Here is a 6,239-nt window from a genome sequence, read left to right as displayed (position 1 = left end):
GGGCGCTGGTGGGGTTTCCGGAGGGGGTTCCGGCAGGGGGTCCGGAGGGGGCGTACGAGCGGAGGCCGGTGTCGATGCCCGCGTCCGTGCCCGTGGCCGTGGCCGTGGCCGTGCCCGAGGGGCGTTGCGCGCCCGCGACGCGTCGGGCGATGAGCCCGTCGTCCCAGGCGGGTCCGGAGCGGCTGCCGGAGCGGCTGCCGGGACGTGTGTCGCGTCCTTCGCCGTCTGGGCGTCCCTCGCCTTCTGCCCGTCCCTCGCGGGACTTGTGGGATTCGTGGGACTCGCGGGCCTGTTCGGCCTCCGGAGCGCTCCGGTCACCGGGGTTGGCCCGATCGACTCGATCGGCGTGCTTGGACCGATCGGCGCGCTCGGACCGAGCAGCTCGATCGGACCGATCAGATCGATCGGTGTGATCGGACTGATCGGCGTGATCAGTGACGGCGGTCACCGCGGTCACCTCTCCTTCTGCAGTACGGACAGGGCAGCGATCAGCTCGGCCTGGGGTTCGGGATGCACCTCTAGGGCGTCCAGGGGGGCGAGCCTGCGCTCCCGTTCGGTGTTGAGGACCTTGTCCAGGTAGTCGGTCAGCAGGCGCCCGCCCCGGTCGCGCAGCCGGACCGCGGCCTGGGCGCCGGTCCGTTCGGCGAGGACCTCCCCGGCCGCACGCGCGCGGCGCCCGCCGAGCAGGGCCGTGGCGAGCAGCGCGGCGACGACCTCGGGGTCGGGAAGGGCGTTCTTGTCGACCCGTTCGAGGCAGCGCACCTCGTCCTCGGCGTACTCCTCCAGTTCGCGCCGCCATCTGCGGACGGCCATCCCGATGCGGTGCTCGGCGCTCTCGGTCTCCGGGTCCCGGCCTGCCAGGCCCGGGGCCCCGGCGGCGGGTTCGCGCCGCCAGGCCTCGTCGATGCGCTCGTCCGCGGCGGTGACGGCGCACAGCAGGAGCGCCTCCAGGCTCTCTGCGATGGCGTCGAGCAGTTCACCGGCCCCGCAGTCGAGCGGATAGCTGCGCCAGCGCTTCAGGGCGCCTCCGGCGAGCACGCCGCCCGCCTGCAAACGCCTGCCCACGCGCGCGTGCTCGCTCTCGTACGCCTCGTCGACGGCGGAGGTGAGCCGCAGGGCGGCGGCGTACTGGGCGGCGACCGCGCCCGCCAGCTCCGGCATGCGGGAGTCGAGGGAGCCGATGACGCCCAGGGCGGTGCGGGCGACGGCGCGGGAGCGGACGGCGGGCTCCTGGACGTGGTGGGTGAGCCAGGCGCGCAGGGGCGCGACGGCGGTGGCGGGGAGCAGTCCGCCGCCGCCCGCGGACTCGGGCAGTTCGGGCACGGTGAAGCGGGGTACGTCGCCGAGGCCGGCCTTGGCGAGCAGCGCCCCGTACTGCCGCGACACCTCGGTCACGACCTGGTGGGGGACGCGGTCGAGGACCGTGACGAGGGTGGCGTCGTGCTCCTTGGCGGTGCGCAGCAGGTGCCAGGGCACGGCGTCGGCGTACCGCGACGCGGTGGTGACCATGACCCACACGTCGGCGGCGGAGATCAGTTCGGCGGCCAGGACGCGGTTGTCGGCGACGAGGGAGTCGATGTCGGGGGCGTCCAGGAGGGCGAGTCCGCGGGGCAGGCTCTGCGCGGTCTCGATGCGCAGGGCGCGCTCCTCCTCGCCGACGATCGCCTGTACGTCGCCGCTCCCGTCCTCGTCCCCGCCGTCGCCGCCGATCTCCTCGCCGGAGTCCTGGCGGGGCACCCACACGCGCGTGAGGTCGGGCAGGATCCTCATCCCCGAGAACCAGTGATGGTCGTCCGGATGGCAGACGAGCACCGGCGTGCGCGTGGTGGGCCGCAGCACACCCGCCTCACTGACCTGTCGCCCCACGAGGGAGTTCACGAGGGTGGACTTGCCGGCCCCGGTGGATCCGCCGACGACGGCCAGAAGGGGCGCTTCGGGAGCCTTGAGCCGGGGCACGAGATAGTCATCGAGCTGTGCCAACAGCTCGTCGCGGTTGGCACGCGCGCGTGGCGCCCCTGGCAGGGGGAGCGGAAAGCGTGCGGCGGCGACACGCTCGCGCAGGGCGGAGAGTGCGTCAAGCAACTGAGGCCGTACGTCCAAGGTCACCACATGCGAAGAATGCCCAATTTTGGCGCCTTTCTGAAGCATATGGCTGCCTCTGCGCGCCGATCGGACACAGGTGATGGAAGGGACGACCGGGGGCGCAGGCATAACGAGTGCACAACACCCGGGGCGTGAGACGCCAAAAGCGATGCGAGATTCGCACCTGCCTGCGATTATCAGGATCGCTTCACCGAACCTCCACATCACGGCGCGGAGGCGAAGCACCAGGGACAGGGACCCGGGAGCCCTATCCTTGTCCCCGGCAAGGTCACGGATCTCCCCCACATCCGACTCCATGCCACCGGCCACACCCGGCCCCCGTAGCTCAGTGGATAGAGCAGGCGCCTTCTAAGCGCTTGGCCGCAGGTTCGAGTCCTGCCGGGGGCGCTTCAGTCCATCCTTGTTCGGCCCTCCACCCCGGAGGGCCTTTTTGCTGGTCAGGGCAACGTAGCGAGGGCCGGGTAGCGGACGCGTAAGCGCCGGACCGCTCCCAGGTCAACATGGGGAGGGTCCGGCACTGTCCGGCTGTCGCCGGGTTTCTGCGGGTGGCCACGGTGAATACGCGGGGAAGTTCCCCGAGGGCACCGGCGGCCTCACGAGGGGATCTCCGGTAGGTCTCCCCTCGCCTCGATCCGCTTCTTGAGGTCCGTGAGCTGACCCGACACGCATCGGGTGTAGATGGCGAGGAGCACAGGAACGCTGTTACCCGCCCACTCCGCGACCTGCGCGGCCGGCACTCCGTCGTTGAGCCAGTTCGTGAGGCAGGTGTGCCGCAGGTCGTACACCCGCTTCCCCAGCGGCGAAGCGAACTCCTCGGGCGTGAGGACCTTGCCCCGTGCGGTTCGCCAGGCACGGCGGATGACCGATCCGGCGAGCATCTCGCCCTTCTCCCCTGGGAACAGCAGATCCCCCGGCTTCAGCGACTGGGCCTTGATGTGCTCACGAAGAATCTTCGTGAGCGACGGGTGCCCCGGAACGATCCGGGTGTCGTCCGCGGCCCGTCCCTTCAAGCCTCGCTTCTCGTGGATCGCCCCGGTGTCGGTCCAGTTCTTGCCGACCTCCGGCTGAGCAGTGTGGAACACGAGTTCACTCCACTGATCTTCGGCGTCCTCGCCGGGCAGATGGACGTCCACCACGCGCATCGCGACGACCTCCTCCGGGCGCGGCCCGGCGTAGTACATCGTGGCGAAGAAGGCGTGCAGCCGCGCGCCACCGCGAGGGCGACGCCGGACCCAGCCAAGAAGGCGTGCCGCTTGCATGGCGTTGAGCAGGGACCGCTTGTCGACCGCGGACGACGTCTTGGGGGCGGTCCCTCGCCCCTTGGGAAGCGGATTCGATCGAAGAACCCGATGTGTGACGGCGTACTCCATCGCCACGTTCAAGATGCGCCGGGTGCGCTTCACGGAGCTGGCGGCGGCCGGCGCTCCATCGAGCCTGACGGATAGCTCGCGGAGTACGTCGTCGACCTTGGCCGGGTCTTCCCACGCGGCCATCGTCAGGGTGTTGCGCTCAGCCCATTTGAGGATCACCGCGACTTCCGGCGGCGCCTCCTCGCGCCGCCTGGTGTTGAACGCGAACTCCCGCAAGGCGGTGCGGACGTCGACTGCCTTGAAGGGGCTGACCGGCGTACGCAACAGTGCGATGGTCGTTGCCATCAGGGCTTTGGACACGTTCTTTCGACTGTTCCCGGAGGTACGGCGCCACTGGGCATCGCAGAACTGCACGGCGAAGTCGTACCAGTTCACTCCGCTTGCGCCGGTCTGGTGCGATACAGGGCGGCCCGTGGCGAGGCTGAACGCCTCACCACGGCGGGTAGCACTGACGAGTTCAGAGCGGAAGGCGTCCGCGAGGGCTCGCGTCCCGAACGGGGCCCGGCGTTCCGTTCCCTCCAGCGCCCAACGGACGGTGTAAGTCGTGCCTCTCGCACCCTTGTACACCGAGATCTTCCAGACCTTGACGTTGTACGTCGTCTCCATCAGGCAGCGTCCTCAAGGTCGTTAAGCCAGTGATCCAGGTCATTCCGGCGTACCCGCAGGTCGCCGTTCGGGAGCTTGATACAGCGGGGCGCGCGGCCCTTCTGACGCCAGTCGTAGAAGGTCGAGCGCGAGACGTTCAGTTCTTCGCAGACCTCGGGGACCGTGAGCATCTTGCGAGCGGTGCCGCGAATCGCGGACATGGGCGGACCTCCGTCGGGTGGGAGCAACTCGCCTTGGGTTCTGAGGGATCAAGGGCCTGCGTGTGTCCGAGGCAGGGATTTCTGCGTCACCGCGTCACCTGCGTCACTTAGGGTCTCTGAACTGCTGTTTTGTGGTGACGCAGACGTTCGGGGGCGCGTCATCGGTGACGCAGGAGCGTCTGACGCCGGTGACGCGGGTGACGAACGGTGACGCAGGATTTGGCGGTCTGCGTCACCGCTGTTGCGGCAGGTCAGGGGCCATTTCCTGTCCCGTGGTGACGCAGGTGACGCAGCGTCTCTCTACTTAGGAAAAAAGAGAGAGGGGTGTCTGTTAGTAGTGCGCGGCTCTCACGAGCGAAGGGCGAAGAAGGAGCCGCTTCGCGGCGCGACCTGCGGGCGGCGGTGAGCCGCCGAACTGCAAGAGGAGCACTACCGGCGCGGCGTGCTCTTCTTGCTCGTGAAGGCTGGCCCCGACGCCCGGAGGTCAGAATGCCTGCCCCTGCTCGGGCATGAGCGATGCCGGCGGGCGGCTCAGCTCGATGTAGCGGGCGGCCTTGGTGCGGCCCCAGTCCACGAACAGGCCGCGGGCTGCGAGGGTGGGCTGAAGCCGCTTGAGGCGGTCGGAGAGCACCTTTCCCGTGGTGGGCCAGCCCTTGGGCAGGGGACGGCAGTCCTCCCCGACGTACAGCCGGGTGAAGAGGTACAGCCATTCCGCCGACGTCATCCGCTGCTCGGTGCCCGGCGCGACGTCGGCGGCGTGCTGCAGGACGGTCTGTGCGAGCAGGTCGCCCTCGATCACGTCGTCGTTGAGGTCGTCCAGGCTGGCCCGGTACGCCCTGAGCGTTCCGAAGCCGGTGGCCGCATCGAGCTGCGCGCACAGGTGCGCGAAGTCCGCCATGCGCAGATCGGTGGGGATCTCGGCCTCGGCCGCGCGGACCTTGACCGTGAGGTCGAGCAGCGAGCCGAGCACGACGGGCAGGATCTCCTCGTACTCCGCCCACAGCTCCGCCTCGGTCCTGCGCACTTTGGGCCGCTCCAGGCGGAGCGGCAGGAGCCGTTCGGCGAGGTCGGGGCGGATGACGCCGACGTCGATGCCGGTCATCAACAGGGGGCGCCGGTAGCCGGTGCGGAAGACGTCCCCGTCGGTGAACAGGGCGCGCTTGACGTCCTCGGCGCCGGTGACGATGCAGCACATGGCGTCCGCCAGGTCCGGCGTCAGGTGGGAGAGGTTGTCCAGGGCGGTGACCCATCCGGCGGCCACGGCCGCGATCAGGTTGGCCTCGTCCTTGGGGGCGCGGCGCAGGTCGCCGCTCATCCCCTCGATGATCCGTACGAGCATCCGCCCGCCGGTGGACTTGCCCGCGCCCTGCGGCCCGGTGAGGAACGGCGCGGGCACGGGCACGGACGGTCCGAGGCAGCCGATCAGCCAGGCCAGGGCCAGGCATTCGGTCTCGGCCCCGGCGAAGTTGCACAGCCGCAGCAGCAGATCGATGCCCTTGCCGCCGGTGTCCTTCACTGGGAGGGAGAGTTCGCCGGTGAGCTGGGTGCGCCGCCAGCACACCTCGCGCGGGTCGGGCACGGTGATGTCCCACCCGGTGGCGTGGATACGGACCGACTGCCCGTCGTCACGCCCCAGGTCCAGCCAGGTCGCGCCGTCGAATCCGGGTGCGACCCGGATGTGCACGGCCTGTGTGTCCTCGGTCAGCGCGAGGGCTTCGATCAGGTCCAACGCTTCTTTGAGCGCGGTGCCGTTGAAGACGCCGCACCCGTCCTTGAACAGGCCGACCATGAGTTCCTGGCGGTGGCTGCCGGTGGTGCCCTGGGAACGGATCGGGCGGGCGACGGGGTGGCCCTTCTTCTGCGCGTAGACGGTGCCGTCGGCAGTGCGGAAGTAGCGGAAGTGGGATTGCGCGTAGTCGGCGATGATCTCGCGGGCCGGGGTCTTGTCGTCGTCGGGCAT

4 protein-coding genes, 1 tRNA gene and 1 pseudogene are annotated in these 6,239 nt (G+C 69.8%); 1 reads left to right on the top strand and 5 read right to left on the bottom strand.

Annotated features, from left to right (window positions below; translation table 11 throughout):
• Together AOK03_RS43500 and AOK03_RS21795 are read right to left on the bottom strand one after the other, a co-directional pair.
• Window positions 1–448, bottom strand: a pseudogene (locus AOK03_RS43500) (hypothetical protein); the annotation flags it as partial.
• A 5-nt stretch (window positions 449–453) separates the two neighbouring features.
• Window positions 454–2,109 (bottom strand): GTPase domain-containing protein, encoded by a 1,656-nt coding sequence (locus AOK03_RS21795; protein ID WP_425264397.1) that lies wholly within the window; start codon window positions 2,107–2,109, stop codon window positions 454–456.
• Between the two features lie 308 nt (window positions 2,110–2,417).
• Here AOK03_RS21795 and AOK03_RS21790 point away from each other — a divergent pair.
• Window positions 2,418–2,490 (top strand) — tRNA-Arg (locus AOK03_RS21790).
• 206 nt (window positions 2,491–2,696) lie between these two features.
• Here the strand turns inward: AOK03_RS21790 and AOK03_RS21785 are convergent.
• The 3 genes from AOK03_RS21785 to AOK03_RS21775 all read right to left on the bottom strand — a co-directional run bounded on the left by AOK03_RS21785 (window position 2,697) and on the right by AOK03_RS21775 (window position 6,239).
• Window positions 2,697–4,079, bottom strand: a complete 1,383-nt coding sequence (locus tag AOK03_RS21785) for a tyrosine-type recombinase/integrase (protein ID WP_055566998.1) — start codon at window positions 4,077–4,079, stop codon at window positions 2,697–2,699.
• Window positions 4,079–4,279 (bottom strand): helix-turn-helix transcriptional regulator, encoded by a 201-nt coding sequence (locus tag AOK03_RS21780; RefSeq protein WP_055566997.1) that lies wholly within the window; start codon window positions 4,277–4,279, stop codon window positions 4,079–4,081. Before AOK03_RS21780 ends, AOK03_RS21785 begins: the two co-directional genes overlap by 1 nt.
• A gap of 484 nt (window positions 4,280–4,763) precedes the next feature.
• Window positions 4,764–6,239 (bottom strand): hypothetical protein, encoded by a 1,476-nt coding sequence (locus tag AOK03_RS21775; protein ID WP_055567003.1) that lies wholly within the window; start codon window positions 6,237–6,239, stop codon window positions 4,764–4,766.

Origin of the sequence: Streptomyces atriruber, assembly GCF_001418325.1 — a bacterium.
In the GTDB taxonomy this organism is placed as follows: domain Bacteria; phylum Actinomycetota; class Actinomycetes; order Streptomycetales; family Streptomycetaceae; genus Streptomyces; species Streptomyces atriruber.
The sequence above is the reverse complement of the archived record's forward strand: the minus strand, read 5'-3'. Positions and strand labels throughout refer to the sequence as shown.